This is a genomic window from Flaviflexus sp. (assembly GCF_041440645.1).
Taxonomy (GTDB): Bacteria; Actinomycetota; Actinomycetes; order Actinomycetales; family Actinomycetaceae; genus Flaviflexus.
In genome coordinates this window covers 1-24542 of sequence record NZ_JASDVN010000029.1, presented here as the reverse complement: position 1 = coordinate 24542, position 24542 = coordinate 1, and the positions used below count along the sequence as shown (strand labels likewise).

The following is a 24542-nucleotide window of genomic DNA, read 5'->3' as shown; positions in this document are numbered from 1 at the left end:
AACGTCACCCATGTCCTGATACAGAACTGTCACCTATGTCCTGAGACATAACACTTCCTAGTACTGCAGGGGTGCTACATCGCCCCAAAACGGCTTTCCCCCGCTTACCTTTAATAGGTACAGCGGGGGAAGTGGAGTAGGCCCCGTGGGATTCGAACCCACAACCTACGGATTAAAAGTCCGGAGCTCTACCGTTGAGCTAGAGGCCCGTGGCACTGAAAAAGAGCCACGAGTTATGTTAGCACCTCAATTGCTTGGGCAAGGTCCTACCTGAGTGCGGTGTGATGAGGGACAATAAGGAAAGTCAGTTTTCGTTGATGGAGGACACAATGAACAAGCGTCCACGCCGCCCGGCCCAGATCGACCCGGAGCAGGTCGAATACCTTACAGGTGAGCCCGATCCGGCATACAGCTCTGAACTCGCGCACGTCTCGGCTCAGGCACTTGTGCCGACCAAGACCCGCCAGAACATCGATGATGATGTGCGGGAGCGTGTCCTCGACCTGATCTCGAACGAAGGCATCGACCTCGTCGCTGAAGCATGGGTGCGCGCCCCCTCAGACACCCTTGCCGGTGTCATGTGGCGCGGATACCTCCTGAGCGAGTGGATCCGCCGCGAACCTGCGGATGTGCAGAGGCGCTACGCCGCCTCCGCTGCCATGCACGAGGCGGAAGAAAAGAAGGAGATCCTCGTATCCAGCCCAGAGACCATCAGGGCGCGCTGGGTCTCGGTCTTTGACGGCCTTGGTGCCGATGACTTCGATTCCCTCCTCCTGGACTCCGCACGCTTCGCAGCCTTCCTTGGAGATCTCGATCCCGTGTGGATCGCCTCCGACAACCACGCCCTTGCTACCAAGGTGACGCGTCGCAACGAGGCTCTCCTAGAAACGGCCAAGGAGCTCGCACTTGGGGCCAAGCTGTTCGACGATAGAAGGCTCGACTAATGCGAGTATCCACCGCCCGCCCCGACGTCACAGAGTTCAAGAACTTCGCGAAAGCTATTGAGGACCACGATGGTGTTGGGGCCTTTGGCGAGGCCTCCTTCCGCGATGTTGGTGAGGAGCGACCAGCCCGATACCTCGCGATCTACGACGACTCGCTCGTTGCGCTCGCGGTCATGGGCAAGGAGGGGAGCGAGCTCGCGGTACACCCCGACTATCGGAAGCAGGGAATCGGGCGTGAGCTCGTTGAGCACGTGTCCCAGACCGCCAAGCCCATGCGCCTGTGGTCCCACGGGAACCTGCCCGCCGCTCAGGCACTCGCTGCAAGCACCAGGCTTGCATCCGTCCGTGAACTCCGCCAGCTCTCCAAAGAGCTCGGTTCTGTCGGTCGGCCCGAGGGCAGGGACGACGTTCAGCTCCGCCCTTACACCGAGGCTGATGCTGAGGTTCTCGTGGAGGTGAATGCTCGCGCGTTTGCTAGCCACCCCGAGCAGGGTGCCATGACAACAGATGACATCGCCAAGAGTGGCGGCGAGATCACTCTTGCCGTGGCCAATGGTGCGATTGCTGGCTACTACTGGATTCAGCGCGACCCTGCTGAGTTGTATGTTCTTGGTGTGAATCCGGACTGGCAGGGGAGGGGCCTTGGGAACTGGCTGACCGCCCATTCCCTCGCCGACCTGTCCGAAGGCGGGGCTGACTCCGTCATGCTCTACGTTGAGGGAGATAATGCTCCCGCACTTGCGACGTACGAGCGCGCCGGATTCACTCTTTCCCATTCCGACATTCAATACGAACTGGCGTAAGACACAGCCCGTCACCTTCAGTTAACTTTGGCGTAGGAGGATACCGATATGGATAGTGAGCTTGACACCTCTGTAGAGGCTGGCCGTGATGAGCATGAAGACTTTGTCGACATCGAATCCGAGGTCGATGAGGCCCTGGGCAACGACTCGGACGATGAACTAGCGCGCCGTGCACGCATTCGTGCCGCAGCGCGTACCGGTTCCCCCGTGCCTCTTGCGTCCCTTGCGGCGCAAATCGAGGAGCAGGCGGAGAACGAGGACTCGGGTGATCTTCCTGAGGGCAGGTTCGCGGACCGCGAGCTCAGCTGGCTGGCATTCAACGCCCGCGTTCTTGAGCAGGCCGAGGATCAGGATCTTGCCCTGCTGGAACGTGCCTGGTTCCTCGCGATCTTCGCTTCAAACCTCGACGAGTACTTCATGGTGCGCGTGGCGGGCCTCAAGAGGCGTATTGCCACCGGCCTTGCCGTTCCCTCCGCATCGGGACTAACTCCTCGTCAGGTGCTTGAAGGTATCACCGAGGGCGCGAAGGAGCTCATGACCCGTCATGCGGCTGTCTTCGCGAACGACATCCGTCCGAAGCTTGCCGAGGAGGGCATCGAAATCCTGCACTGGGATCAGCTCGATACTCGCCAGCACGAGGGCCTGCGCAAGATGTTCCGTTCCGACATCTTTCCGGTTCTGACGCCTCTTGCTGTCGACCCTGCGCACCCCTTCCCCTACATCTCCGGCCTCTCCCTCAACCTTGCTGTCGTGGTTCGCAACCCCGGTACCGGCAAGGAGCACTTCGCTCGCGTCAAGGTGCCGCCGTTGCTTCCCCGTTTCATCGCGGTGGATGATGAGGGACGTCCGTTCCGCCCCGAGGATGTCTCGCTCATGAAGGGACGCACCGCGTTCGTTCCCCTCGAGGAGATCATCGGTGCCCACCTCGACACCCTGTTCCCTGGTATGGAGGTCGTCGAGTTCGATACGTTCCGCGTCACCCGTAATGAGGACGTGGAGGTTGAAGAGGACGACGCAGAGAACCTGCTGACCGCGCTCGAGAAGGAGCTTATGCGGCGCCGCTTCGGTCCCGCCGTTCGCCTCGAGGTCGCCGAGGGGATCTCGGATCACGTTCTCAGCCTCCTCATGAAGGAACTCGACGTTCGCGAGGCCGACGTGTACCGACTTCCGGCGCCGCTCGACCTGACCGGTCTTAACGTCATCCACGACCTGGATCGCCCCGAGCTCAAGTACAAGAAGTACGTTCCCGTGACGGCTCGCGGACTGGCGGATGTGGAATCCTCCACCCCGACCGACTTCTTCGAGGCTATCCGGGAGCAGGACATTCTCTTGCACCACCCATACGACTCGTTCGCCACCTCCGTGCAGCAGTTCATTGCGCAGGCAGCGGCTGATCCCAAGGTCCTTGCGATCAAGCAGACCCTGTACCGCACCTCCGGTGACTCCCCGATCGTAGACTCCCTCATCAAGGCGGCACGCCTCGGCAAGCAGGTTCTCGCGATCGTTGAGATCAAGGCTCGTTTCGACGAGGCTGCGAACATCGAGTGGGCTCGTAAGCTGGAGCAGGCCGGCGTGCACGTCGTGTACGGCATCGTTGGTCTCAAGACCCACTGCAAGCTGTGCCTCGTTGTCCGTCAGGAAGAGGATGGCTTGCGCCGCTACTGCCACGTCGGTACCGGCAACTACCACTCGAAGACCGCCCGCGGCTACGAAGATCTTGGTCTGCTCACCTCGAACCGTGATGTTGGTCAGGACCTCACGAGGCTCTTCAACCAGCTGTCCGGCTACGCACCTCGCTCCAAGTTCCACCGCCTCCTTGTTGCTCCTCGCACTGTTCGCCCCGGCCTGCTCGAGCGCATCGAGCGGGAGGTCGAGAACAAGAGGCAGGGAAAGGAAGCCTGGATCAAGATCAAGGTGAACTCCCTGGTCGACGAGAAGCTCATCGATGCTCTCTACCGCGCCTCCCAGGAGGGTGTGCCCGTCGCGATCCAGGTGCGTGGCATCTGTGCCCTGCGTGCCGGCATTCCCGGCCTGTCGGAGAACATCACCGTCCGCTCCATCCTTGGTCGCTTCCTTGAGCACTCCCGCATCTTCGCCTTCTGCAACGACGGCGATCACGATGTGTTCATCGGCTCCGCCGACCTCATGCACCGCAACCTGGACCGCAGGGTCGAGGCGCTCATCAAGATCATCGACCCGGGTCAGATTAGGCGCTTGATCGAGCTGCTCGACATTGCCACCGATGAGGGCACCTCCTCGTGGCACCTCGAGGCGGATGGTTGGCGCAGGGTCGATGTGGATGATGAGGGTCGTCACCTCACCGACATCCAGGAGCTCCTCATGAAGAATGCCAGGGCACGGGTGAAGAGTTGAGTTCACGCCCCGACGTTGTTGCGGCGGGCGCCCTCGTGTGGCGCGTCAGCAACAGAAAACTTGAGGTTCTTCTTATCCATCGGCCGTCCTACGATGACTGGTCGATTCCCAAGGGGAAGCTCAATAACGGGGAAGGGACCCCGGTCGCAGCGATCCGCGAGGTCGAGGAAGAGACCGGGGTGCCCATCTACCTGGGGCAGCCACTCGGCGCCGTGTCGTACAAGCTGGGGGATGGCAGGAAGAAGACCACCTACTATTGGGCGGCGCAACCACTGTCGATCAGCACGAAGCTGTTCAAGGTGCGCCCCCACGTGGCCCCCGCCAAGACCACCGAGGTGGACAAGGTCGAGTGGGTGCCCGCGAAGAAAGCGTTCGAGAGGCTCACACAGGAATCGGATCGCGACCTCTTGGGCAAGCTTGTGGATCAGTACAACGACGATAAGTTGAACACGTGGACCCTGATCGTGGTTCGGCACACCCGTGCCATGAAACGGTCCGCGTGGAAGAAGGGCAAGGGCTCTGAGGAAACTCGGCCCCTGACGCCGGCGGGGGAGAAGATGGCGAAGGAAATGATCCCCCTGCTCTCCGCCTACGGCGTGACCAGGCTGATTTCCTCCCCGTGGGAACGCTGTGTAGCCACTGTGCGGCCCTACCAGCAGGCCATGGGCATTGAGCTCGAAACGAACGAGTGCCTGACTGAGGCGGCTCACGAGAAGAAGTCGAAGCCCGTGTACCGACTCGTTGACAACCTGCTGGGTACGAACGAGGCCCCCGTCGCGCTCTGCGCGCACCGGCCCACGCTTCCCAGCATCGTTCAGGCGTTCCTTGATCGTGCCCCGCACTCGATCACGAAGTCGATTCCGAACGAAGATCCGTGGCTCGCAACGGGCGAGGCGCTGGTCGCGCACGTCTCCCAGAGGCGCGGCAGAAAGGCGAGAATCGTTGCCTTGGAGAAGCTCCGACCGTCCATTTAATGCCATTCGCACGATTTAGGTGGTGGTTCGTGAGCTGATTCACGGAAGTGTTAACCAACTGTTAACCTTAACAAGGTTCGTTAGTCACCATGCCGGCTTACCGTTGATCGTGGTCCGGAGCTTCGCGCTCTCCCAGAACTAATTGAAGGATGGAAACGACCGTGAACATCACCCGTTCCCGCAAGGCAGCATCGCTCGCACTCGCTGGCGCCCTTGCTATCACTCTTACCGCCTGCTCTGACGACTCCACCGACGAGGAGACCACATCATCGGAGGAGACCACTTCGGAGGACACCACCACCGAAGAAGAGACCACCGCTGACGAGGAGACCACCGATGAGGAGTCCACCTCGACCGACTCATCCGAGCTCCCCACCCCGATCGCTGATCTCGGTGTTTCCGGCTCCCTGAACGGTTCGGGCGCTTCGTCCCAGCAGAACGCTCAGCAGGCATGGCGCGACGCCTTCTCCGCTGACTACGGCGTGACCGTCAACTACAACCCCACGGGTTCCGGCACCGGCCGCGAGCAGTTCATTGGTGGCGCTGTATCCTTCGCTGGCACCGACTCGATGCTTGATGAGGAAGAGCTCGCAGCAGCTGAGCAGCGTTGTGGCGCTGAGATCCTCGAGCTCCCGCTCTACATCTCCCCGATCGCCGTTGCCTACAACCTTCCCGGCGTTGACTCCCTGAACCTCTCGGCAGCGAACATTGCCGCGATCTTCAACGGCGAGATCACCAACTGGAACGACGAGGCAATCGTTGCCGACAACCCGGACGTTGAGCTCCCCGACCTGGAGATCGTTCCGATCAACCGCGCTGATGACTCGGGCACCACCGAGAACTTCACCCAGTACCTCATTGAGGCCGCTGGCGAAGAGGTATGGCCCTACGAGGCTGAGGACGTTTGGCCGATCTCGGGCACCCAGTCCGCTGAGAAGACTAACGGTGTTGTCGACCTGACTGCACAGACCGAGGGTGCCATCACCTACGCTGATGCTTCCCAGATTGGCGAACTTGGTGCCGCCAACGTTGAGGTCAACGGCGAATGGCTCGAGTACTCCGCTGAGGCTGCTGCAGCTATCGTTGACAACTCCGAGCCCACCGCTGACGCAACCGACAAGATCCTCACCGTTGATCTCGTTCGCGATGGTTCCGTTGAGGGTGCATACCCGGTCGTCATGATCTCCTACATCGTTGCTTGCACCGAGTACGACGATGCTCAGGAAGCAGCTAACGTCAAGGGTTACCTCTCCTACATGGCTTCCGATGAGGGCCAGCAGTTCTCCTTCGAGGCTAACGGCGGCAACGCCCCCATCTCCGATGACCTTCAGTCGCGCGTCTTCCCGGCAATCGACTCCATCGTCACCGAGTAATTGCTTCATCGCATAACCGATTAGCCTGACGGCGGGCTGGCTTTCCTAGCCAGCCCGCCTTTAGGGTTCCATTTAAAGGAGTTTCGCGTGTCTACAGTGACAACGAGAGACGAGACGAAGAAGCCTCGGAGGTCAATGGGTTCCCTTGGGGACAAGACCTTCAAGGGCTTCGCCTACGGCGCAGGTATCATCATTCTCCTGCTCCTCGGCGCTGTCGCGTTCTTTCTGCTTTTGCAGTCCTACCAGGTCTACACGGCCTCCAGTGAAGAAATTGCAACCGAAGTCGGATTCTCCCGGGTTGGTGGTGAGCAGCTAACCTTCTGGGGCTTCGCTGCACGCGCACTCTTCGGCACAGTCCTCTCGGCCCTGATGGCACTGGCGATTGCCGTGCCACTGGCAATCGGTATTGCGCTCTTCATCTCGCACTACGCGCCGCGCCGGCTCTCTCAAGCCCTTGGCTACGTTATTGACCTTCTTGCCGCTATCCCCTCGATCATCTTCGGCATGTGGGGCATGTGGACTCTTGAGCCCCTGATGAAGCCGATCTTCACCTGGATCGAAGATTACATTCGCCCGATCGTCGTGTTCTTCACCGGCGAGGGCGAAACTGTCGATGGTGAGGTTGTTTGGCACGGTGGTTTCCCCGGCCTCAGCTACGCGGCTCAGAACTGGGAATGGTGGCCCATCAACCCGGATACGCTGAGCATCTCGGCTGGCCCCGCCCGTAACATCGCGATGGCATCGATCATTCTCGCCATCATGGTTCTCCCCATCATCACCTCCCTTTGCCGCGAGGTCTTCATTCAGACCCCTCGCCTCCAGGAAGAAGCAGCGATGGCGCTCGGCGCGACCCGCTGGGAAATGATCCAGATGACGGTGCTGCCGATGGGCCGTTCCGGCATGGTGTCCGCAGCAATGCTTGGCCTTGGTCGCGCACTCGGTGAAACGATGGCGGTCCTCATGGTGCTATCCGCCGGTCTCCAGGTGAACTTCGATATCTTCTCCGTTGGTCAACACTCGACTATTGCCTCCCGTATTGCCCTTCACTGGCCAGAGGCCAGCGCCGGCACGGCAGACAACCCGTCGCTCGAACAGCCATTCCTCATCGCGCTTGGTCTTCTCCTGTTCGTTCTTACCTTCGTCGTCAACTTCATTGCCCGCGGTATTGTCAACCGTCGCAAGGAATTCTCGGGAGCTAACGCATGAGTACCGTTACCGCAGAAAAGATCGAGGGTACCCAGACCGGGGATACTCACGGCAAGCGTCTACCGGGTTGGTTCACGCCAGTCACTGTTCTCGTTGCGATTGGTCTCTCGCTTCTGTCCCTGTACCTCTGGGGCTTCGAGGGAATCACGCCGATCGCAACAGTCGTCCTGGCACTGGTCCTCTACCTGGTTCTCTCGACCGTCATCTCCTTCCTTGTCGAAGGACGCCGGTACGCGACCGACCGCCTGGTTACCGGCCTGATCGTCGCAGCGTTCCTGATCGCCGTTGCGCCCCTCATCTCCCTCATCTGGATGGTTGTAAGCTCGGGTTGGAAGGAGTTCAACTGGGAGTTCCTCACGAACGACCGTGACGGCCTCACCCTCGCGGATCACGCAACCGGTGCCGGTCACGCCCTCGTCGGCACCCTGGTCATCACCGGCACGACCGCGCTGATCGCGGTCCCGCTCGGCATCATGACCGCCGTATACCTGGTCGAGTACGGCCGGGGCGCTCTCGCCAAGGTTGTCACCTTCCTCGTTGACATCATGACCGGCATCCCTTCGATCGTGGCCGGCCTCTTCGCCGCCGCCATGATCCCCACGATCGCCGAGTACTTCGTTGGCACCTCTGCCGCACTGCAGATGAGAACGGGCCTGATGGGCTCCGTCGCCCTCGTGGTTCTCATGACTCCGATCGTCATCAGGAACACGGAGGAGATGCTCCGCATCGTTCCAAACGAGCTCCGCGAAGCCTCGTATGCTCTGGGCGTCACGAAGTCCCGAACCATCATTAAGGTGGTTCTTCGGACCGCGCTCCCGGGCATCGTTTCGGGCATCGTGATCGCTATCGCACGTGTTATTGGTGAGACGGCACCGCTACTCATCACGACCGGCACCACCAACGTGTTCAACTGGAACATGGTCAGCGGTTACATGGAAACCCTGCCGACCTACGTGTACTCCTCCTGGAGCAACCAGAACACGCGTGACCTGGCATGGTCCGGCGCCCTCACCCTTATTCTCCTGGTTCTGATCCTGAACCTCATAGCCCGCATCATTGCCAAGGCGTTCGCGCCAAAGGGCGAAAAGTAAGCCGATTCTTCGGCACAATGGACCCGTGGAAGGAAAAATCCTGTGAACCAAGGCATTGACGTCTCAAACCTCAACATCTACTACGGTGATTTTCTCGCAGTAGAGGATGTGTCGATGCACATCGCTCCCCGCTCGACCACCGCACTCATCGGCCCCTCCGGCTGCGGCAAGTCAACGTTCCTCCGTTCGTTGAATCGCATGCACGAGGTGATCCCCGGCGCTCGCGTCGAAGGCGAGGCCATCGTTGATGGTCGCAACATTTACGGCCCCGGCGTTGACCCCGTTGACGTCCGCGCATCGGTCGGCATGGTGTTCCAGCGCGCGAACCCGTTCCCGACCATGTCGATTGCGGACAATGTGCTGGCCGGCGCCAAGCTCAATTCCCGCAAGATGGGCAAGGCCGAGGCCGAGGAGCTCGTCGAGTTCTCCCTGCGTGGCGCTAATCTCTGGGAAGAAGTCAAGGATCGTCTCGGACGTCCCGGCTCCTCCCTCTCCGGTGGTCAGCAGCAGCGCCTCTGCATCGCCCGCGCGATCGCAGTGAAGCCCGAGGTGCTCCTCATGGATGAGCCCTGCTCTGCCCTCGACCCGATCTCGACCCTCGCGATCGAGGACCTCATTCGTGAGCTCGAGAAGGACTACACCATCGTCATCGTGACCCACAACATGCAGCAGGCTGCTCGTGTGTCCTCCATGACCGGCTTTTTCAACATTGAGGGCACCGGCAAGCCCGGTCACCTCATCGAGTATGACACGACCGAGAAGATCTTCTCGAACCCGACGAAGAAGGACACGGAAGACTACGTCTCCGGCCGCTTCGGCTGATCCTCTCGCCCGACTCAGATAGGGCGACGAAGAACAGTGTGGAAGAGGAGTGCACCAGGCGGTGCACTCCTCTTTCGTTTCCCACGCGCGAGGTGATGACGGCAGTGTCCACAGCGATCACGAGAGCGACAAGCAGAGAGATGACCACCGCCTTGGAGTACGAATCCGCTGGTCTATGGCAGGCAATCAGGCTCTCGAGTAGGTCCTCCCATCCGGCAACGACTTCTGAATCGTGGATTCAGAAAGCTCGGGAAAATCTTCACCTGTCTAGAGATTGAAGACCTCAGAGGTCTGAGGTAAGTTTGTGTCACCATACACAAAGGAGAACAACGATGTTCGTACACCTCGCACACGTCCTCGACCCCAAAAATGTTGCATGGCCGGGAGAACCCGTCATCAGCATCGAACAAGACACTCACCTGTCACCGGAGGGCAAGCCCTTCAACTCGCACCTGCTGACCCTGCCCAACCACTTCGGAACCCACATGGACGGCCCGCGTCACTTCAACACCACGGGTGTTCCCTTTGACGAGCTGCCCATGGACAAGTTCGGTTATCTGGGTGAGGAGGTCCTTCTCGTTGACCTCCCGCACCGCAACGGTCCCGATGAGATCGTGACCAAGGAAGATCTCGAGCCGTTTGCTGAGGAACTGGCTGGCAAGCGCCTCCTCCTCATCCGTACCGGCTTTGAAGAGAAGCGCGAGAACGACCCGCACATGTACCAGAACAACGGCATTGCCCTGCACTCTGAGCTGTGCAAGTGGCTGTCGGATGAGTTCCCGGCACTCGACTGCATCGGCATGGACTGGATGTCGATCGCAGCTCCCGCAAACGATCATGGCCCCGAGGCCCACCGCTGGCTGCTCGGTAACTACAACGACCACATCATCACCGGCATCGAGGACATGAGCCTGGCACCCCCTGGGTGACAAGAAGATCAAGGTCCTCACCATGGGCCCGCTCCGCGTCAAGGGCATTGACTCCGGTCAGGTCAACGCCATGGCCCTCCTGGAGGACTGATTAACGAGTAGCAGTGGCCAGGGCAGGGGCTAGTCGCCAAGTGGCTGATCGGACAGCTGGTTCGCGATATCGTCCTTCGTCTGGGTCATATGCGCTCTCATCGCGTTCTTCGCCTTCATCTCATCCTGTTCGATGATTGCGGCGAGAATGGCGCGGTGATGAACCTGTGCACGAGCTCGGATCTCCGGATCCGAGCTCGTGTGCTTCCTCGAGGTCGACAGGGCGTCCTGGAGGGTCAGCATGATCGTTGGGAGGAACGGGTTCGCGCTCGCAAAGAGGATGGCCGAATGGAATGCCATATCCGCCTGCGTGATCCCGGAAATGTTGTTGTTCCGTACCGCCTCATCGAATGCATCAAGGTGTGCCGTGAGAATCTCGACGTCATCATCTGTACGGTTGCGTGCGGCAAGACCGCATGCTCCCACCTCGATCATTCGGCGGAGCTCGATGAGCTGAAGGCCGATCTGGCGCGGCGACTCTGTCTGCTGCAAGGCATTGATCATGGTGGGTAGGTCCGTCCAAGATCGTACCGGGTTCACAAAAGTGCCCCTGCCGTGGACCACCCGGAGAACGCCCTTGGTGGAGAGGGAACGAACCGCTTCCCTCATGGTTGGCCGCGACACGTCAAGGAGGGATGCCAGCTCTGCCTCGGGTGGTATTGCTTGCCCAACGGCAAATTCTCCCGAATGGATTCGCGACAAGATGTCGTCAACGGCGGCAGTGACGCGATCAATGGACATGTGAACTCCTTTTGGGTGCGTGTCAATTATCGCACGCAAGCATCTGGGAGCCGTGGTCATAGGTCCGCGGGGAAATCGCGATCAACAATTCAGACCTTGATTGCGGAAAAAATAAGTTAGCGCCGGCAAAGCCGACGCTAACTTGGCGACACCGAACCGGATAGCGCCTGTCGGCGCGGAGGCCACTCGTAGCGGCAATAGTTGGAGCCCGGGGCTTTCGCGATCCGGTGCCGTGACATCATTCTTGCGCGCTTTTTGCTATCCGTCAATGTGTTTCGGACGGGGTGTCTTGGGTGCCAGTTGTGTGCGGGAAAAGGTGGTCAGAAGTGCACGTAGGTGCAGGTCGGTTGCATATGACGGAAGTTTGAGGTTCAAACTATCAGCGGATTAATGGTGGATAGTTGGCCGGATCGTGGCAAGATCGAGACGTGGTCAGTGGAATTGAGACTCGAATGAGCGCGAAGGCGCGTGCCGTCATCACCATCGTGGGTGCGGCCCTCCTCCTTGGAGCTAGCCTTCTCGGTAGCGAAGCGACCGCGGTTGCGAGCGCACTTATCGGCATCGTTCTCGCGATCGGTTGGCCCTACCTCATCGAGCTCCCGCATCCGGGTGCGGCGAGGCGAGTCATCGTTGGAACCTCGATTGCGGCAGCCCTGGTCGCCTACTTCTTCTCCATGCGCGAGCTGACCTTCCTGGCAGGATTCGTTGTCATTGCCGCGTTCGTTGCGGAGATGGCGAGGAAGGATGGTCGCCCAAGGCTCCTGGAACAGATCTCGGGAACCGTCTCCGGTGCCATGCTGGGGCTCATGTCGGCGCTGTGGGTGCGTTCCCTGTCCGTTACTGAGCTTGGCGGTCAAGCCGTCCGTGCCGTACTCCTGGCTATCATCGTGGCCACGTTCCTGGAGATGCTGATCCCGCATTCGCTCAAACACCTGCGCCACATCGTCTACATCGCCGGTGGTTTCATCGGCGCGCTCATGTTCCTGCTCTTTGCCGAAATCCCCTGGTACTGGGCCGCCATCTCAGGCATCGTTGCCGGCATCATCCTTGCGGTCTTTGATTCGATTCTGCGCAGGCTTCCGCCAGCAACCCGCCGCAGGCCAGGTACCGCCCTCGCCATGGTTCCCCTCTGCGCTGGTGCCCTCGTCTCGTACTGCCTGAGCCTCCTGCTGTAGAAACAGCCTGAATCCCTACGCGTCGGGGACGCCACCTGTTGAGTTCCGAAAAGGTCGAGGCCCTTGAGCCCAGGACTGGTGGGGATCCGTGGCTCGCCTGGCACTGGGCCCCGGAGCTGACCAGGCCTTCCTGATCTTCGCTCGGTGTAGTCGAACCTTCCTGCAGGCCCGTGAGAGGTACATGTGATGCTGGTGGTGTCACATGCGCCATTGGCGAAGTGTCTCGCCATGACGATAGGTCGTTCGTTAAGCTCGTAGCATGTTTGAGATTCCGGAGAATTTGGCCCCCGAAACCTATCCTATGGCTTGGCTCGTGGGGAAGTGGCGTGGCTACGGCATGCTGGGGTACCCGGGCATCGACGATGCTGCGATGATTTGCGAGCTTGAAATCTCCAATAATGGTGGCCCCTACCTGACGGTTCACTCCACCTGGTACCTGGCCAACGAGAACCCGGATGACATCGACAAGGAACTACCGGGAGCTCAGGGAGTAGCGCAACTGACCGAGGAGCGGCTCTGGGACGATGCCGTTGGTTACCTGCGCCAGTCCTCCGAGAAGGAGGGCGATGTCGAAGCGATGATCGCCACCCCGGATGGCAGGGTGTCCCTCTACATTGGCGTCGTCAAGGCACCTCGCATGCAGCTCGTGTCGGATGCCATGGTGCGTTCCGCAACGGGTGCCCAGGTCAATGCCGCCCAGGTGGAGGTGGGCATGGTCGAATCCGACCTGCTCTTTGCCTACGACATGGCGGCGTTCGGTGAGGAACTTCAGTCCTACGCTGCAGGCCGACTATCCAGGGTGGTGAAGTAGTGTTGCCCGTCGACCTTCCCGGCGCTGTCCTCGGTGACGGTATCGATTCCCCGGTGCCCGCGCACTACGGGTCTCCCGCGCGCGAACAGAGGGCCCTCATGGCGGGGCAGGCCCTTGTTGACCTCTCGCACCTCTCGCTCGTCACCGTGACCGGCCCCGACAGGCTGTCGTGGGTTCACAACATGACGACCCAGCACATCCTCAATCTCCAGCCTGGTGTGTCCACGGAGCTCATTCTGCTGACTCCCGAGGGCAGGATCCAGGTTCCTGCGGCCGTCATTGACGACGGCGAGACCCTCTACCTCATCACCGATGTTGGCATGGGGGAGGAGCTCTACGCCTTCCTCCAGTCCATGCGCTTCATGCTCCGCGTCGAGGTCACGCTCCGGGACGATGTTGCCTTCCTCGGTGGCATCGGAACCTTCGATGTGCCCCGAGCATTCATCACATGGCGGGATCCGTGGCCGAATGTGTCGCCGGAGTCCGTGGCCTACGGCGAGGCCCCAGAATCGCATCCCGCCTACGGCAGGGAGCGCTTCATTGCACTCCTCTCGAAGGACGAACTGTCCGACGCTGTCGAGGAATGGGAGGGAAGCATGGCCGGCATGCTTGCCTGGGAGGCGCAGCGCATCGTTGACCTCCGCCCCCGGCCGGCCCTGGACCCGGACGAGAAGGCACTCCCGCACGAGTGGGACTGGTTGCGTTCCGCTGTTCACCTGAACAAGGGCTGCTACCGCGGCCAGGAAGCCATTGCGCGCACTGTGAACCTTGGGCGTCCGCCCCGCCGCGCAGTCCTCCTTCAACTGGATGGTTCCGAAGAGCGGCTCCCCGCGATGGGATCCGACATCCTCATGGGCGAGAAGGTCGTTGGAAAGGTCACGAGTAGGGGACGGGACATGGATGAGGGTCCCGTTGCTCTCGGTGTCCTCAAGCGCAACACCCCGATCGATGCTCAACTGACGGTCGATGGCATTCCCGCGCTCGCCGAAGTCATCGTGAACCCGGATGGTCGAACCGATCTTTCGTACGAGAGGCCGAAGGTGCGTCGAGTATGAGCATTGGCGCCCTCTTCAATCTCTTCATTGTTGCGCTCTTTATTTGGGCAATCATCGATGCCGTGACGCGGCCGCGGGTGGCCTTCGACTGGGCCGGAACGATGAACAAGTGGCTGTGGGTTCTTGCGCTCCTCGCGGGTGGCGCGGTGCGGGCTGGGCTCATGCCGTTTCGCATCCCAGGAAGCTTCCTCATCTCGCTCGCCTGCCTCGTGCTCGTGATCTACTACCTCGGAACGGTCAAGCCCAAGCTCGACGATATGCCGAGGCGGGGACGCCGAGATAACCGAGGCAACAGGGGTTCCTGGTAGTGCGGGCAGTGATTTCACGCGTGACACGAGCCAGTGTCACCGTGGAGGACAGGCTCTTGTCCAGCATCGATCGCGGCCTGCTCGTGCTCCTGGGTGTGGCCCCGGACGATGGCGACAAGGAGATCGATCTGACCGCGCGGAAGATCGCGGACCTGCGGCTCTTCGACGATCGGAGCGCGATGGAGGCGAACATGCCGGTCCTTCTCGTTTCCCAGTTCACCCTGTACGGGGATATCCGTAAGGGTAGGAGACCCTCCTGGTCACACGCCGCACCGGGTGATGTTGCGGAAGAAATCTACGAGCGGGTGGCATCACGGCTTCGCGACATCCATGGGCTCACGGTCGAAGTGGGTGAGTTCGGAGCGATGATGGCGGTGGAGTCCGTGAACGACGGTCCCTTCACGCTGTGGTGGGAATGCTAGGCCACTCACCGGCTATCCCACTTTTGCCCTAACGCCAGTGGCGAACAGGGGCATGGAGTGCCCTCCGCGTTCGTTAAAGTGATTGACAGCTATTAAAGGAGGCGCAATGTTCGAACGGTTTACTGACCGTGCGCGGCGCGTAATCGTGCTTGCTCAGGACGAGGCTCGCAACCTCAAGCACAAGTATCTGGGCACGGAACACATTCTGCTCGGCCTCATCCGTGAGGGCGAAGGTGTCGCAGCGAAGTCCCTTGAGGCCCTCGACATCAACTTGGAAGACGTCCGCGCCCAAGTTATTGACATTATTGGCGAGGGTAATGAAAACCCCTCTGGCCACATTCCCTTCACGCCCCGTGCGAAGAAGGTACTGGAGTACGCCCTGCGGGAAGGCCTGCAGCTCGGTCACTCCTACATTGGAACCGAGCACCTGCTGCTCGGTCTGCTCCGCGAACAGGACGGCGTCGCAGCCAAGGTCCTCGTGAAGCTCGGTGCTGACCTCGGGCGCGTGCGCCAGCAGGTCAACCAGCTCATGAGCGGTTACCAGGGCAAGGAAACCGTTGGTGTGGGCAACGGGCCGAGGGAAGGCCAAAAGGCCGGCTCCACGGTTCTTGACCAGTTTGGTCGCAACCTGACGCAGGCGGCTCGCGAACGCAAGCTTGACCCCGTGATTGGACGCAACACCGAGACCGAACGTGTCATGCAGGTGCTGTCCCGCCGTACCAAGAACAACCCGGTTCTCATTGGTGAACCCGGTGTTGGTAAGACGGCAGTCGTTGAGGGCCTCGCCCAGTCCATCGCCTCAGGCGATGTTCCCGAGACCCTGCGCGACAAGCAGCTGTACGCACTCGACATGGGTTCGCTCGTTGCCGGTTCCCGCTACCGCGGTGACTTTGAGGAACGTCTGAAGAAGATCCTCAAGGAAGTCAACACCCGTGGCGACATCATTCTCTTCATCGACGAGGTCCACACGATGGTAGGCGCGGGTGCCGCCGAGGGCGCACTCGATGCCGCGTCACTACTCAAGCCCATGATGGCTCGTGGTGAGCTCCAGATCATCGGTGCCACCACACTTGACGAGTACCGCAAGCACATCGAGAAGGATGCTGCTCTCGAGAGACGCTTCCAGCCCATCCAGGTGGATCAGCCAACCGTTGAGCAGACCGTCAACATTCTCCGTGGCCTGCGTGACCGCTACGAGGCTTTCCACCGCGTCACCGTCACGGACGACGCGATTGAGGCAGCAGCGACCCTCTCGGATCGCTACGTGAACGACCGCTTCCTTCCGGACAAGGCCATCGACCTGATCGATGAAGCCGGTGCACGGCTCGCGATCCGTAAGATGACGGCACCGCCGGAGTTGCGTGAACTCGACGAGAAGATCGTTGAGGTCCGCAAGCAGAAGGAAGCCGCCATCGACGGTCAGGACTTCGAGAAGGCTGCGGCTCTGCGCGACAATGAGCAGCGCCTCGCCGAGGAACGCGCCGAGAAGGACAAGGCCTGGAAGGCTGGCGACATGGACCAGGTGTCCGTTGTCGACGAGGACCTCATCTCCGAGGTGCTTGCCATGTCAACAGGCATCCCCGTCTTCAAGCTTACCGAGGCAGAGTCTCAGAAGCTGCTTCGCATGGAGGATGAACTACACAAGCGGATCATTGGTCAGGACGAAGCCGTGCGCTCTCTGTCCCAGGCCATGCGCCGTACCCGTGCAGGCCTCAAGGATCCGAAGCGCCCCGGTGGCTCCTTCATCTTCGCCGGCCCGACCGGTGTCGGTAAGACGGAGCTTGCAAAGGCACTCGCCGAGTTCCTGTTCGGTGACGAGGATTCCCTCATCACCCTCGACATGTCCGAGTACGCGGAGAAGCACACCGTGTCCCGCCTGTTCGGTGCCCCTCCCGGCTACGTTGGTTACGAGGATGGTGGCCAGCTGACCGAGAAGGTACGCCGCCGCCCGTTCTCCGTCATTCTGTTCGACGAGGTTGAGAAGGCCCACCAGGACCTCTTCAACTCCCTCCTTCAGATTCTGGAAGAAGGTAGGCTCACCGACTCGCAGGGTCGTGTCGTGGACTTCAAGAACACGGTCATCATCATGACAACCAACCTGGGCACGAAGGATATTGCTCGCGCGCAGAACACTGGTTTCCAGGTGGTGGGCGACACTGGAACGTCCTACGACCGCATGAAGACCAAGGTGAACGACGAGCTGAAGCAGCACTTCCGTCCCGAGTTCCTCAACCGTGTTGACGAGGTCATTGTCTTCCCGCAGCTCACCCAGGACGAGGTCCTTCAGATCGTGGATCTGATGGTTGCGCAGCTTGGAAAGCGACTCGCGGATCAGGACATGAAGATCGAGGTCACGCAGGAAGCCAAGGAGCTCCTGGCAGAACGCGGCTACGACCCGGTTCTCGGTGCTCGTCCCCTCCGCCGCGCCATTCAGCGCGACATCGAGGACAGCCTGTCCGAGAAGATCCTGTTCGGGGATCTCAAGGCCGGCCAGACCGTCAAGGTTGGTGTCGACAAGGAGAACATCCCGATGTCCTTCACCTTCACCGGTTTTGATGCCGAGGCCGAGTCCGAAGCAGAAATCAACGAGGCAGTCGATGCCCTCGATGACACGGCACTCGAGGCGGGGCCTCAGCAGTGACAAGCATGACGGAACCGCCGGTTGCTAACCGTCGGTAGTACGTGACAGGAGCGGGGAGAAGAAGCAATTCTTCTCCCCGCTTTGCTGTCTCTACCGTGGAGCCCGCGACTGTCAAACTCACGACCGCGACCGTGAGAGTCATGGCCGTGGTTCCCGGGATGGTGATGCTCATCAGGGCGATGCCCATGACAGTGGAGCCCGTGAGGGTGATGCCTGTGACAGTGCGATCAATACCCAGCCGTAGGTGGTTTGTGGAGATTTAAGATTGAGCCATGTCGACTACTTTCGCACCAATCTCTGATGTTGCTAGGCAGTTAGGTATCCCCGACGAGGCGCTCTTCCGATACGGACACGACAAGGCGAAGGTCGACTCCCGCTGGGTGGTAGGTCAAGAGGTTGGCGAGGCGCGACTAGTGCTCGTCACTGCCATGTCGCCCACCCCGGCCGGCGAAGGTAAGACCACAACCTCGATCGGTTTGGCGGACGGTCTGCGGAAACTCGGGGAGAACGCTGTTCTTGCGCTCCGTGAGCCCTCGATGGGACCCGTGTTTGGTATGAAGGGCGGGGCAACAGGCGGCGGCAAGGCCTCCCTCCATCCCGAGGCCGACATCAATCTGCACTTCACGGGTGACTTCGCGGCCCTTTCCGCGGCAAACAACCTGCTCGTTGCCCTGATTGACAATCACCTTCACCACGGCAACGAGAGTGGGCTCGATCCGCAGAGTGTCACCATGCGTCGTGCTCTCGATGTCAACGACCGCACGCTGCGGAACATCGTGACCTCCCTGGGTGGACGTGCGAACGGAGTCCTTCGCGAAACGGGCTTCGACATCACGGCGGCAAGCCAGCTCATGGCCATCCTCTGCCTCGCCGAATCCATCAAGGACCTCAAGGAACGACTTGCTCGGATTGTCGTGGGGGATAGCATTGATGGTGAGGAGATCACGGTTGGGGATCTGGGCTTCGAGGGTGCGCTCGTCGCGCTCCTCAAGGACGCGTTCTCACCCAACCTTGTTCAGACTCTCGAGGGCACACCCGCGTTTGTTCACGGTGGGCCGTTCGCCAACATCGCCCACGGATGCAACAGCGTCATTGCCACGAAGGCTGCACTCGCCACGGGCGACATTGTCATCACGGAGGCCGGCTTCGGAGCGGATCTCGGTGCCGAGAAGTTCATCGACATCAAGGCTCGTCAAACCGGAATCAAGCCGGATCTATCAGTCGTGGTGGCCACGGTTCGCGCCCTCAAGTACCACGGTGGCATGGGACTGGATGAGCTTGAACACGAGAACATGGATGCGCTGAGGGAGGGCATCGCCAATCTCCTCAAACACGTTCGCAACCTTCAGGACATCTTCGGTCAAACAGTTCTTGTTGCCATCAACCAGTTCGCGAGCGACAGGGACTCCGAACTCGAGGTCATTGAGCAGGAGTTGGCGCCACTCGGTGTCAGGGTCGTGACAAGCAGTCACTTTGCGAACGGCGGAGAGGGCGCGCGGGATCTTGCGCGGGCAGTGCTCCAAGAACTGGCGACCCCGAGCGCCACCACCTTCTGTTACGACGATGACACAAGCCTCCAAGAAAAAGCCTTGATCGTGGCCAGCAAAGTCTATGGCGCGGGTGCGGTGACGTGGACCCCGGCGGCAAAGAGAGAAATCCTCAAGCTGGAGCGCAGGGGATACGGCAATCTGCCGATCTGCATGGCAAAGAACCAGTACTCGTTCGCGGCGGAGAAGGTGCTGGGAGCGCCCACGGGACACACCATCCCGATCCGTGAGGTGCGACTATCGGCTGGGGCAGGATTCGTTGTTCTCATCGTCGGCTCGATCATGACCATGCCTGGACTGCCAGCACGACCATCCGCACTCGATATTGACGTGGTCGACGGCGAGATTGTCGGCATCCACTGACCTCAGTCGGCGGGAGCCGGAGAGCGCGATAGGCAAAGGCTAGGTCTCCCTTCACTCGAGGCTGGGATTCGACGCCTTACATGTCGCCTGTTGCAACTCGACCCTTTCATCTCGACCCAATACATGACGTGAGGGCGCCCGATTGGCGGGCGCCCTCACGTGTCTCTAACTATGTGCTGCTCTGTGTGCTCGCAACCTGCTCGACGGGTTAGCGGCGTCCGATGCTGGGGTTGTCGGGATCGACATGGTGGTCGATGGCGCGCAGGAGCCAGCCGATCCAGGTGAGGAGGGCGCCCCAGATCATCGCGCCGAAGCCAATGGTGAGCGCGATGGCGGTGGTGCCAACCCAGGGTTGGACGACAACGAGGACACCTGCGATCGTGAGGAAGCTGCCCGCGACAGCGGACAGCCACCACTGCTCGATGACGTGCCTGATGCTGAGTGAGGAAACGACTGTCCAGAGGCCGATGGCGATGCCCCAGGCGCCCATGACGATGATGAGCACGTTGGCCGCGGTCTCGGTTGCGACCAGGGTCCAGGTGCCAACGACGGCGATGATGACACCGGAAATGATCATGCCTGTGCCGATCGTTCCCTTGTGCTTGATTCCCGTGTAGATGAGGAATGCACCTTGGACGAGGAGGAAGATCGCGAACACGATCAGGAGAGTGGAGAGAGTTGCTCGGGGCATCGCCACGGCAAAGATGCCGAAGATGATGGCGGCGATGCCGGCTATGAAGGGAACCCACCAGGAGCGGGTGAGGAACGAGAACATGGCGTCTACTTCCTTTGTGTGCTGCACTCAGCTTATCCGCAAGGCGGCAAAACTGTCACCGACCCAGCCAGATGCAATGAGTTTGTTGTTGACGGATATTGATTCCTGACAAATGTCGGAATGTTCGTGCAGGAAGTGCGTGCAAGAGGGACCAAAGTCTGCATGGTCCTAGGACTTTGGTGTTACGGTGATTCGTGACGTACTGCACAAAGCGGACAGATCCAATGGAGGAATTTGATGTCGACGTTCGTCTACGCCTTTACTGAGGGCGACAAGGATATGAAGGATCTGCTGGGCGGCAAGGGAGCCAACCTCGCAGAGATGATGAAGCTGGGAATCCCAGTACCCCCGGGTTTCACGATTTCTACTGAAGCGTGCCGCGCCTACCTGGCGGAAGGCCACTCTCCCGACGCATTGCAGGTGCAGGTGACGACCGCGCTGCGAAACATGGAAGCGGAGATGGGCAAGAAGCTGGGGGACGCGACGAACCCGCTCCTCGTATCCGTTCGAAGCGGCGCCAAGTTCTCCATGCCCGGCATGATGGAAACCGTCCTCAACATCGGTCTTAACGACGAATCGGTCGAAGGACTGTCGGAGAGGTCCGGCAACCCCCGCTTCGCGTGGGACTCCTACCGCAGGCTCATCCAGATGTTCGGCAAGACCGTTCTCGACATCGATGGCGATCTCTTCTCGGATGCCTTCGATACTGCGAAGGAGAAGCGTGGAGTCGAGCAGGACACCGACCTTGATGTCGATGCGCTGAAGGAAGTTGTTGAGGTCTACAAGGAGATCGTGGAGAAGGAAACGGGCAAGCCGTTCCCGCTCGAGCCACGAGCCCAGCTTGATGCGGCCGTTGAGGCCGTGTTCCGCTCCTGGAACACTGACCGCGCAGCGATCTACCGCCGCCGCGAGCGCATCCCCCACGACCTGGGGACCGCTGTCAACGTGCAGGCCATGGTGTTTGGCAACATGGGCGACACCTCCGGTACCGGCGTGTGCTTCACGCGTGACCCATCCTCGGGTCAGGGTGGGATCTACGGTGACTACCTGGTCAACGCTCAGGGCGAGGACGTTGTTGCCGGTATCCGCAACACCCTCTCCCTTGAGGAGCTCGAATCGATCGACAAGAAGAGCTACGACGACCTGCTTGCGACGATGGAGACCCTCGAGACCCACTACCGCGACATGTGCGACATCGAGTTCACGGTGGAGGAGGGCAAGCTGTGGCTCCTCCAGACCCGTGTCGGCAAGCGCACGGCCTCGGCAGCGTTCAAGATCGCGGCTCAGCTCGTTGAGGAGCGCCTCATCACGCGCGACGAGGCACTCTCTCGCGTCACGGGCGAGCAGCTGACACAGCTGCTGTTCCCGCAGTTTGATGAGGAAGCAGAAACCACCGTTCTGACGAAGGGCATGGCAGCATCCCCGGGTGCCGCCGTGGGCGAGATCGTGTTCTCCAACGCTCAGGCCGTGGAACGAACGAACGCTGGCGCCAGCGTTATCTTGGTCCGCAGGGAAACGAACCCCGATGATCTCGAGGGCATGGTTGTGTCGACAGGTATTCTCACCGCACGCGGTGGCAAGACCTCGCACGCCGCCGTCGTGGCGCGTGGCATGGGCCGCTGTTGTGTTGTTGGTGCCGAGGCACTGCAGGTCAACGAAGCGGCCGGCACACTGATGATCCGCGGCTCGGATCGTGTGCTCAAGGCTGGCGATGTCATCGCCATTGACGGCACCTCCGGTGACGTGTTCCTTGGCGATGTCCCCGTGGTTCCGTCCCCGGTCACGGTCTACATCAGTGAGGGTCTCGAGGCTGGTTTTGCCGCGGCCCAGGATGATGCCACGAAGGAGCTCGTGACCTCCGTGCACCTGCTCCTCACCCACGCTGACAAGCAGGCGAAGCTGTCGGTCCGGGCGAACGCGGATGCTCCCGAGGATGCTGCTCGCGCACGCGCCTACGGTGCCACCGGCATCGGCCTGTGCCGCACCGAGCACATGTTCCTCGGTGACCGTAGGCAGCTCATCGAGAAGGTGATTCTGGCGGAGACCGATGAGGAGAGGCAGGATGCCTTCGATGCGCTGTCCCCGCTCCAGCGAGGTGACTTCGTCGGCATCTTCGAGGCCATGGATGGTCTGCCGACCACGATCCGCCTGATCGACCCGCCCCTGCACGAGTTCCTCCCCGACATTACTGACCTGTCCGTCAAGATCGCGGTCAAGGAGGCTCTCGGTGAGGAAGTGACGGATAAGGAGCGCAAGCTTTTGACCACGGTTCGTGAACAGCACGAGCAGAACCCGATGTTGGGCCTGCGCGGCGTGCGCCTTGGTTTGAAGATCAGGGGACTGTTCGCACTCCAGATCCGCGCCATTGCCGAGGCCGCGGCCGACCGCATCGAGGCGGGCGGCGATCCGAAGCCGGAGATCATGGTTCCGCTTGTCGGATCCATCCGTGAGCTCCAGATCATCCGCGAGGATGCCGAGGGCATCATTGCGGAGGTCGAGAAGGATCGCGGCGTGAAGCTCGAGATCCCGATCGGTGCGATGATCGAGCTGCCCCGCGCCGCCATCACAGCCGACTCCCTGACCGAGGAAGCTGACTTCTTCTCCTTCGGAACGAACGACCTCACGCAGACCGCCTGGGGCTTCTCCCGCGACGATGTGGAGGCAACGTTCTTCAACGAGTACTTCGATCTCGGTGTCTTCGGTGTCTCTCCCTTCGAGTCGATCGATACGAGGGGTGTGGGCAAGCTTGTGGCCGTTGGCATGAGGAACGCGCGCTCCGTGAAGCCGAACATGAAGTGCGGTGTCTGTGGTGAGCACGGTGGCGATCCGCAGTCGATCCACTTCTTCCACAAGGTCGGCCTCGACTACGTGTCGTGCTCGCCGTTCCGCGTTCCCGTGGCTCGCCTCGAGGCAGGCCGTGCAGCGGTCGCCAACGAGGCCCCCGACGTCATCTAATCCAGTAGGAAGAGGAATTCTCGACTCCCGCGCCACCGCCACATGACTCGGTGGCGCGGGGGAGAGTAAGTACGTGAGAGCGACCATCGCGTGCACGTTTGCGCACGTGGGTTTTGGTCGCTCTCACCCTTGCCAAGATGTTCATCCATTGGCTGACTAACCTCCCTCAGAGAAAGCAAAAAGAGATAATCTAGGAGGTAGCAACCCGCGCTCTGAGAGCGGGGGTAGCGATGAGGATAGAAGATATCGTTTCAGCAGCGAGGGTTCAACGAACGAGCAACGCGCTCGGAACTTTTCGCCAACGGTGGCTTCGTCGCGGACGATCTGAAAGGAAACAACATGGGTTTTCGCGTAGTAGTAGCCGGTGACATCGCCGGTGTGAATTATAAGGACGTAATCAAGGCGGACCTCGAGGCAGACCCCCGCGTTGATGAGGTTATCGATGTTGGCGTCAAGCAGGGCGAAGACATTGACTACCCCCACGTCGCAGTTGACGGCGCTCGTCTCATTGCCGAGGGCAAGGCCGACCGTGGCATCTTCGTTTGCGGCACCGGCATGGGCGTTGCAATCGCAGCTAACAAGGTGAAGGGCATTCGCGCCTCGACCGCACACGACTCGTTCTCGGTTGAGCGTCTCGTACTTTCCAACAACGCACAGGTTCTGTGCCTCGGCGAACGCGTCATCGGCCTTCAGCTGGCACGCCGCCTCGCCAAAGAATTCCTCAACTACGAGTTCGATGAGACCTCGCCTTCGGCAGCGAAGGTCGACGCCATCTGCTCCTACGAAGAGAACTAAGCACTTCCCCCACGCAGTGGAGTAGGAATGCAAAGGGCGCACCCGCAGGGGTGCGCCCTTTCCCTGTGCTCACTCCTCACAGCGTAGACTTCCGCCGCAAAGGATGCCGGCTACAGGGTCTTCACGCCGCCGCGAACTCGCTCGCGGAACTGTCTGCTCATCAGGGTGTTGCTCTATCGGCAATGTTGAACGGCAGGAATTCTTGGAAGAAGTCGCTTCTTTGATGCGGATAAAACTCATCTTTCATCAAGGGAAATCGGGTCAAATTGGCACAAACTTCTGGACCTAGGTCCCCCTGTTATGTCTCAGGACATAGGTGACAGTTCTGTATCAGGACATGGGTGACGTT

Annotated in this window: 20 protein-coding genes and 1 tRNA gene; 18 read left to right on the top strand and 3 right to left on the bottom strand. The window is 60.5% G+C overall.

Annotation, left to right across the window (positions count from 1 at the left end; all coding sequences use genetic code 11):
* Positions 1–137: 137 nt before the first annotated feature.
* Positions 138–209 (bottom strand) — tRNA-Lys (locus QMB98_RS04005).
* A gap of 120 nt (positions 210–329) precedes the next feature.
* Here QMB98_RS04005 and QMB98_RS04000 point away from each other — a divergent pair.
* From QMB98_RS04000 to QMB98_RS03960, 9 genes are all read left to right on the top strand, one after another.
* Positions 330–944: a hypothetical protein gene (locus tag QMB98_RS04000; protein WP_371684373.1), complete on the top strand. Its 615-nt coding sequence runs from the start codon at positions 330–332 to the stop codon at positions 942–944.
* Positions 944–1747 (top strand): mycothiol synthase, encoded by an 804-nt coding sequence (gene mshD / locus QMB98_RS03995; RefSeq protein ID WP_371684372.1) that lies wholly within the window; start codon positions 944–946, stop codon positions 1745–1747. The genes QMB98_RS04000 and mshD overlap by 1 nt, the downstream gene beginning before the upstream one ends.
* Positions 1748–1795: 48 nt before the next feature.
* Positions 1796–4120 carry an RNA degradosome polyphosphate kinase gene (locus QMB98_RS03990; protein WP_371684371.1) on the top strand — a complete coding sequence of 775 codons (2325 nt, stop codon included), beginning with the start codon at positions 1796–1798 and terminating at the stop codon, positions 4118–4120.
* A complete protein-coding gene (locus QMB98_RS03985; RefSeq protein WP_371684369.1) occupies positions 4117–5094 on the top strand; it encodes an NUDIX domain-containing protein in 978 nt (325 codons plus the stop codon). The genes QMB98_RS03990 and QMB98_RS03985 overlap by 4 nt, the downstream gene beginning before the upstream one ends.
* Before the next feature lie 149 nt (positions 5095–5243).
* Positions 5244–6467 carry a phosphate ABC transporter substrate-binding protein PstS gene (locus QMB98_RS03980; protein ID WP_371684368.1) on the top strand — a complete coding sequence of 408 codons (1224 nt, stop codon included), beginning with the start codon at positions 5244–5246 and terminating at the stop codon, positions 6465–6467.
* 87 nt (positions 6468–6554) lie between these two features.
* Positions 6555–7673: a PstC family ABC transporter permease gene (locus tag QMB98_RS03975; RefSeq protein WP_371684367.1), complete on the top strand. Its 1119-nt coding sequence runs from the start codon at positions 6555–6557 to the stop codon at positions 7671–7673.
* Positions 7670–8764 (top strand): phosphate ABC transporter permease PstA, encoded by a 1095-nt coding sequence (gene pstA, locus QMB98_RS03970; protein ID WP_371684366.1) that lies wholly within the window; start codon positions 7670–7672, stop codon positions 8762–8764. The genes QMB98_RS03975 and pstA overlap by 4 nt, the downstream gene beginning before the upstream one ends.
* Positions 8765–8806: 42 nt before the next feature.
* On the top strand, positions 8807–9586 hold the full coding sequence (gene pstB, locus QMB98_RS03965; protein WP_371684364.1) for a phosphate ABC transporter ATP-binding protein PstB: 780 nt from the start codon (positions 8807–8809) through the stop codon (positions 9584–9586).
* Positions 9587–9918: 332 nt separating this feature from the next.
* Entirely contained in the window at positions 9919–10515 is a 597-nt protein-coding gene (locus QMB98_RS03960) for a cyclase family protein (protein WP_371684363.1), read from the top strand.
* A gap of 120 nt (positions 10516–10635) precedes the next feature.
* Here the strand turns inward: QMB98_RS03960 and QMB98_RS03955 are convergent, their stop codons facing one another.
* Entirely contained in the window at positions 10636–11346 is a 711-nt protein-coding gene (locus tag QMB98_RS03955) for a FadR/GntR family transcriptional regulator (protein WP_371684362.1), read from the bottom strand.
* Positions 11347–11798: 452 nt separating this feature from the next.
* On the opposite strand from QMB98_RS03955, the gene QMB98_RS03950 reads away from it, so the two are divergent.
* From QMB98_RS03950 to QMB98_RS03920, 7 genes are all read left to right on the top strand, one after another.
* Entirely contained in the window at positions 11799–12521 is a 723-nt protein-coding gene (locus tag QMB98_RS03950) for a hypothetical protein (protein ID WP_371684361.1), read from the top strand.
* 259 nt (positions 12522–12780) lie between these two features.
* Complete coding sequence (locus QMB98_RS03945) at positions 12781–13332, top strand: FABP family protein (protein WP_371684358.1); 552 nt, start codon at positions 12781–12783, stop codon at positions 13330–13332.
* A complete protein-coding gene (locus tag QMB98_RS03940; protein ID WP_371684357.1) occupies positions 13332–14387 on the top strand; it encodes a folate-binding protein YgfZ in 1056 nt (351 codons plus the stop codon). The genes QMB98_RS03945 and QMB98_RS03940 overlap by 1 nt, the downstream gene beginning before the upstream one ends.
* Entirely contained in the window at positions 14384–14695 is a 312-nt protein-coding gene (locus QMB98_RS03935; protein WP_371684356.1) for a DUF2516 family protein, read from the top strand. Before QMB98_RS03940 ends, QMB98_RS03935 begins: the two co-directional genes overlap by 4 nt.
* The gene (gene dtd, locus QMB98_RS03930; RefSeq protein ID WP_371684355.1) at positions 14695–15117 is read left to right on the top strand and encodes a D-aminoacyl-tRNA deacylase; all 423 of its coding nucleotides are present in this window, start codon (positions 14695–14697) and stop codon (positions 15115–15117) included. Before QMB98_RS03935 ends, dtd begins: the two co-directional genes overlap by 1 nt.
* Before the next feature lie 106 nt (positions 15118–15223).
* Complete coding sequence (locus QMB98_RS03925) at positions 15224–17758, top strand: ATP-dependent Clp protease ATP-binding subunit (protein ID WP_371684354.1); 2535 nt, start codon at positions 15224–15226, stop codon at positions 17756–17758.
* Positions 17759–18030: 272 nt separating this feature from the next.
* Entirely contained in the window at positions 18031–19668 is a 1638-nt protein-coding gene (locus tag QMB98_RS03920; protein ID WP_371684353.1) for a formate--tetrahydrofolate ligase, read from the top strand.
* A gap of 208 nt (positions 19669–19876) precedes the next feature.
* Here the strand turns inward: QMB98_RS03920 and QMB98_RS03915 are convergent, their stop codons facing one another.
* Positions 19877–20443: an HdeD family acid-resistance protein gene (locus QMB98_RS03915; RefSeq protein WP_371684352.1), complete on the bottom strand. Its 567-nt coding sequence runs from the start codon at positions 20441–20443 to the stop codon at positions 19877–19879.
* Positions 20444–20680: 237 nt separating this feature from the next.
* Here QMB98_RS03915 and ppdK point away from each other — a divergent pair, with 237 nt between their 5' ends.
* Positions 20681–23398: a pyruvate, phosphate dikinase gene (gene ppdK / locus QMB98_RS03910; protein WP_371684351.1), complete on the top strand. Its 2718-nt coding sequence runs from the start codon at positions 20681–20683 to the stop codon at positions 23396–23398.
* A gap of 339 nt (positions 23399–23737) precedes the next feature.
* Positions 23738–24193: a ribose-5-phosphate isomerase gene (locus QMB98_RS03905; RefSeq protein ID WP_371684350.1), complete on the top strand. Its 456-nt coding sequence runs from the start codon at positions 23738–23740 to the stop codon at positions 24191–24193.
* Positions 24194–24542 lie beyond the last annotated feature (349 nt).

Bases quoted from the DNA above. Each gene is read 5' to 3' on its own strand.
- QMB98_RS04000 (WP_371684373.1), top strand. From the start codon at position 330: ATGAACAAGCGTCCACGCCGCCCGGCCCAGATCGACCCGGAGCAGGTC.
- mshD (WP_371684372.1), top strand. From the start codon at position 944: ATGCGAGTATCCACCGCCCGCCCCGACGTCACAGAGTTCAAGAACTTC.
- QMB98_RS03990 (WP_371684371.1), top strand. From the start codon at position 1,796: ATGGATAGTGAGCTTGACACCTCTGTAGAGGCTGGCCGTGATGAGCAT.
- QMB98_RS03980 (WP_371684368.1), top strand. From the start codon at position 5,244: ATGGAAACGACCGTGAACATCACCCGTTCCCGCAAGGCAGCATCGCTC.
- pstA (WP_371684366.1), top strand. From the start codon at position 7,670: ATGAGTACCGTTACCGCAGAAAAGATCGAGGGTACCCAGACCGGGGAT.
- QMB98_RS03960 (WP_371684363.1), top strand. From the start codon at position 9,919: ATGTTCGTACACCTCGCACACGTCCTCGACCCCAAAAATGTTGCATGG.
- QMB98_RS03955 (WP_371684362.1), bottom strand. From the start codon at position 11,346: ATGTCCATTGATCGCGTCACTGCCGCCGTTGACGACATCTTGTCGCGA.
- QMB98_RS03950 (WP_371684361.1), top strand. From the start codon at position 11,799: ATGAGCGCGAAGGCGCGTGCCGTCATCACCATCGTGGGTGCGGCCCTC.
- QMB98_RS03945 (WP_371684358.1), top strand. From the start codon at position 12,781: ATGTTTGAGATTCCGGAGAATTTGGCCCCCGAAACCTATCCTATGGCT.
- QMB98_RS03935 (WP_371684356.1), top strand. From the start codon at position 14,384: ATGAGCATTGGCGCCCTCTTCAATCTCTTCATTGTTGCGCTCTTTATT.
- QMB98_RS03925 (WP_371684354.1), top strand. From the start codon at position 15,224: ATGTTCGAACGGTTTACTGACCGTGCGCGGCGCGTAATCGTGCTTGCT.
- QMB98_RS03920 (WP_371684353.1), top strand. From the start codon at position 18,031: ATGTCGACTACTTTCGCACCAATCTCTGATGTTGCTAGGCAGTTAGGT.
- QMB98_RS03915 (WP_371684352.1), bottom strand. From the start codon at position 20,443: ATGTTCTCGTTCCTCACCCGCTCCTGGTGGGTTCCCTTCATAGCCGGC.
- ppdK (WP_371684351.1), top strand. From the start codon at position 20,681: ATGTCGACGTTCGTCTACGCCTTTACTGAGGGCGACAAGGATATGAAG.
- QMB98_RS03905 (WP_371684350.1), top strand. From the start codon at position 23,738: ATGGGTTTTCGCGTAGTAGTAGCCGGTGACATCGCCGGTGTGAATTAT.